Origin of the sequence: Mesorhizobium sp. M7A.F.Ca.CA.001.08.2.1, assembly GCF_003998455.1 — a bacterium.
Classification (GTDB): Bacteria; Pseudomonadota; Alphaproteobacteria; order Rhizobiales; family Rhizobiaceae; genus Mesorhizobium; species Mesorhizobium ciceri.
On sequence record NZ_RZPW01000576.1, the window covers coordinates 1 to 4158 of the forward strand.

The 4158-nt window shown below is 57.9% G+C and carries 3 protein-coding genes; 2 read left to right on the top strand and 1 reads right to left on the bottom strand.

Annotated features, from left to right (window positions below; genetic code table 11):
• Together EN914_RS26630 and EN914_RS26635 are read left to right on the top strand one after the other, a co-directional pair.
• Positions 1 to 890 (top strand): sulfotransferase (locus tag EN914_RS26630; RefSeq protein ID WP_164778924.1); only part of this gene is annotated, 890 nt, incomplete at its 5' end.
• Between the two features lie 231 nt (positions 891 to 1121).
• Positions 1122 to 2789 (top strand): sulfotransferase, encoded by a 1668-nt coding sequence (locus tag EN914_RS26635; RefSeq protein WP_024505737.1) that lies wholly within the window; start codon positions 1122 to 1124, stop codon positions 2787 to 2789.
• 227 nt (positions 2790 to 3016) lie between these two features.
• On the opposite strand, the gene EN914_RS26640 is transcribed toward EN914_RS26635, so the two are convergent.
• Positions 3017 to 4158: porin (locus tag EN914_RS26640; protein WP_164752897.1), on the bottom strand; the 1142-nt coding region annotated here is incomplete at its 5' end.

Below are 4158 nucleotides of genomic sequence, written 5' to 3' on the forward strand. Positions count from 1 at the left end.
GCTATGATGAAGCGATGGACCATTTTCTGAGGGCGAAGGCTGTTAAGCCCCACGACGATTTTGAAATCGAACTCTACCGCAGGCGTGTTGATTCCATCATCCGGCTGTTCAGCGCGGAGTTTTTGACGAGCGCGGCGAAGTATGGCGATCCGTCCGAAACCCCCGTATTCGTCTTGGGAATGCCACGCTCAGGCACGACGCTTACCGAGCAAATCTGCTCCAGTCATCCGGATGTCCATGGAGCCGGCGAACTCACCAAGCTGAGACGTATAGCGGCAGCCAGCGGTCTGACGAAGACATCGGAAGAGCCCTTTGGAAAAAACCTCCGGTCGATGACGATCCAGCAATCCCGGACTTTTGCCGAGGACTACCTCGCCAACCTGCGTCTTTATGCGCCCTCCGCGGCGCGAATTATCGATAAGATGCCGCACAATTTCGAGGCTATTGGCCTTATCGCAATCCTCTTCCCGAACGCTCGCATTATCCATTGCCGGCGGGATGCTGTTGATAATTGTTTATCGCTGTTATTCTCCAACCTGAATAAAAATCACGCTTACATCAGCGATTTAACGTGTCTTGGACTATACTATCGGGAGTATGACCGATTAATGCGTCATTGGCATACGGTGTTGCCTGGGCGGATTCTTGAGAACCGATACGAAGATCTTGTTTCCAGCCAGGAAGGACAATCCCGCCGCCTGATCGATCATCTTGGGCTCGAATGGGATGACGCCTGCCTCCGCTTCTTCGACAAGGCCGGCTCCGTCAGGACGCTGAGCCGCTGGCAGGTACGCCAGCCGATCTATGGCTCGTCGATCAAGCGCTGGAAAAATTATGAAGGCAGGATTCGGCCGCTGATAGAGGCCCTCGGCGATCTGGCCGAACTCTGATTAATCTGTACCGTATTCGAGCTGTTTTCGTTGGCGCCAGTAAGGGCGAAAGCGCGGCCCGCTATCGTGCTCCGTGCTTTGAGGCGACAAACGGCACTGCCCGAGATGCCAGGACGAGCCGCGTTAGCTCGCTTTGAAACTGCCCTCTAGAATCCTGTTTGGTTAGTGCACGTTGCCGCGAGGCAGGTCAGAACGCTGGATTCCTGTGGCTCTTTTTGTTAGCCAGACACCATGAGCAATCGATTGCCACCAGCCTGGTCCAAGCATCTCAAGGGCCCTGCTGGCCCCAAAATCTCTCAGCAGAAAATCGTGCAACCGACCGCGAAACCAGTGCCGCGCGCGCAGGCAGATGACGCACTGCTCAGGCAGGCCCTCAACCTTCAGCGGGCAGATCGGTTGGCGGAGGCAGAGGCGCTTTGCCAGCGCGTATTGGCGCGCAATCCCCGACATCCTCTTGCTTTGTACTTGCTGGGCACCTTTGCGCTCGATCTGGATGACGAGATGGCCATTCGATGTTTTGAGAGGGCCGTGAGGGAAGCACCTCAAAATCCGCACTATCACCTGACGCTGGGTGAAACCTATTTGAAGGTCGGCGAACATTCCGATGCGATCCGGCATTTTGAGGTTGCCTGCCAGTTGAAAGCCGGCTGGGTGGAGGCGCTTTGCGCCCTTGGCCGCGCCTACACCGAATTCGGCAAGGCCGACGCTGCGGTGCCGCTTTATGAGAAAGCGCTTGAAATCGACAGCGGCCGTTCCGCCATTCGAATGGGACTGGCCAATGCGCTTGTAAGCCTCGGTCGGATGGACGAGGCGGCGAGATATATGAAGGAGGCGATCGGCCACCGTCAGGATATCGCGGCCGCCTACAACGGCCTGGCCAGCATCCGAAAATTCGCTGAAGAGCCGGCGGAATTGAAATCCATTCTGACCGAGTTGAAAAATCCGGGACTCGACAGGAAAAGCACACAGCAGTTCCACCATGCGGCCGGGAAAATACTGAACGATATCGGGCGCTACGACGGGGCGATCGGCCATTTCCGCCAGGCAAAGGAACTGTCAACCCGCCGCTTCGACATGGACTCCTATCGGCGCAGCGTCGATTTCATGATCGAACTGTTCGACCCCCGGATGCTGGCCGCCAAGGCAGGTCATGGAAGCACATCGGACGTGCCTGTTTTCGTGCTTGGCATGCCGCGTTCAGGCACCACTTTGACCGAGCAGATCCTTGCTAGCCATCCCGACGTGCATGGAGCCGGCGAGTTGACAAAGCTCCGGCGCATCACAAACAGGCTGGCGCCGAAAACGCGCTCGCCGGAGGAATTGCGTAGATCTATCCTGGACATGACTGTTGAACAGTCGAAGTCCCTGGCCGATGAATATCTCGCCCATATCAGGCAACGATCGCCCGACGCGCGGCGGATAGTCGACAAGCTGCCGCATAATTTTGAGCTTATCGGCCTTATAAGGATCCTGTTTCCCAAGGCACAAATCATTCACTGCCGTCGCGATGCCATCGACAATTGCATCTCGTGCTATTTCCTGAGTTTCAACGAGGACAATATCTACAACGCCGACCTCCATACGCTCGGACTGTATTATCGCGAGTACGACCGGCTTATGGGTCATTGGGGCAAGATTTTTCCAGGGCAAATCCTGCAGAACCGCTATGAGGACATGGTCTCCGACCAGGAAGGCCAATCGCGCCGCCTGATCGACCATCTGGGACTGCCATGGGACGACGCCTGCCTGCGATTCTTTGACAAGGGCGGTGCGGTGAACACGTTTAGCCGCTGGCAGGTTCGACAACCGATCTACACCTCGTCCGTCAGTCGCTGGAAGAACTATGGCAGCGCAATCCAACCGCTGATCGATGGCTTGGGTGATTTGGCTGGGAATTGATCCAGCCGCGAAAGCTCCGGCGCTGGGGGACTGGCGAATAGACCCGATTGCCGGAACTGTCAGGGCTCGGCTTCGTCAGCTGGCTATTGTCCGCTCGCAACCTTCAAGAAGTGCAGGGGCTCGGTCTCGGGGGCGGCGTCGCCGCATTTTGGTGAGCCAATGAAAACCCGGCATGAAAAAACCCGGCGGTCGCCCGCCGGGTTTCGATTTCGACAAGGCGAAATTGATTAGAAATCGCGCTGGAAGCGGAGGAGACCGCCGACGTTGTTCTTCTTGGTTGCCAGGACCCAGGCGGAGTCGTTGTCGAAGGCTTTTTGACCGACCTGCTGCCAATCGACTTCGGCCGTGACCGTGAGGCCAGGAACAACGGTGTAGGCGACGTTCGCCGCGACGCCGATATCCTTCCAGTCGTCATACGACGCCTGCAGGTTGAACGAGGTCTTCTCGTTGAACTTGTAGGTGCCACCGCCCCACAGAGCCCAGTTGCCGCCCCACTGCTTGTAGAAGCCGCGGCCGAGCGCGTCGATGTTGTTGGTATGATCGTTGAGGTTGTCGTCGGTGCCGTAGCCGGCCATCAAGAACAGCGACAGTTCGTTGGTGGCGTTCACGTCCAGGCGAACCTTGCCGGCGACTTCCTCGTAGTTGCTGTCATACGACACAACACCAGTGATGGCGCCCCAGCCCTGCGTGTACTTCAGACCGCCGACGACATGCGGAACATAGCTGTCGATGGTGCCAACCTCACCGGAACCTTCTTCGAGCGAAACCACGGCCGAGAGACCGTTGCCTGCATCGAAGTAGTACTGGATCACGTTGGTCTGGAAATTGCCGTAGGGCACGATCGTGTCGTTGATGACGTTGCCGGCGTAGCCGATGAACGTATCGAAGGCCGATTCGTCAGCACCGACGCGCAGACCGCCGAGCTGGATCCAGGCGAATTCCAGGGCGCTGCCCTTGTTTCGAGCCTGCCAACCACCCGCTCCATTGGCAGCGATAGTGTGCCCGTCGTCATAGTCGCCGTAGCTGTTGCCGAAATTGATGCGGTATTCGGTGTAGGTCTTCAACGTGCCGAGCTCGGTTTCCTGGCCGGTCCAGGTCTTCAACGTGAAGCGGGTGTTCTTCCAGTAGGTCGAGTCGTCGTCGCCGTGCTGGTGATCCGTAACATGGTTGACGCCGTCAAACGAGCCGCCGTCGCCCACGCCGACGTCATAGCGGACATAGCCGCCGATGCGCAGGCAGGTTTCGGTGCCGGGGATGTAGAAGTAGCCAGCGCCGTAGACGTCGCAAATCTTGACGTATTCAGCGGGTTCCGGCTCGGCGACGACGACGGCGTCGGCGGCGCGCGCACCGGAAACTGCGATCAGGGCCG

What these genes read in the sequence shown, in the direction of transcription:
- EN914_RS26635 (WP_024505737.1), top strand. Translation starts at nt 1,122, where the DNA reads ATGAGCAATCGATTGCCACCAGCCTGGTCCAAGCATCTCAAGGGCCCT.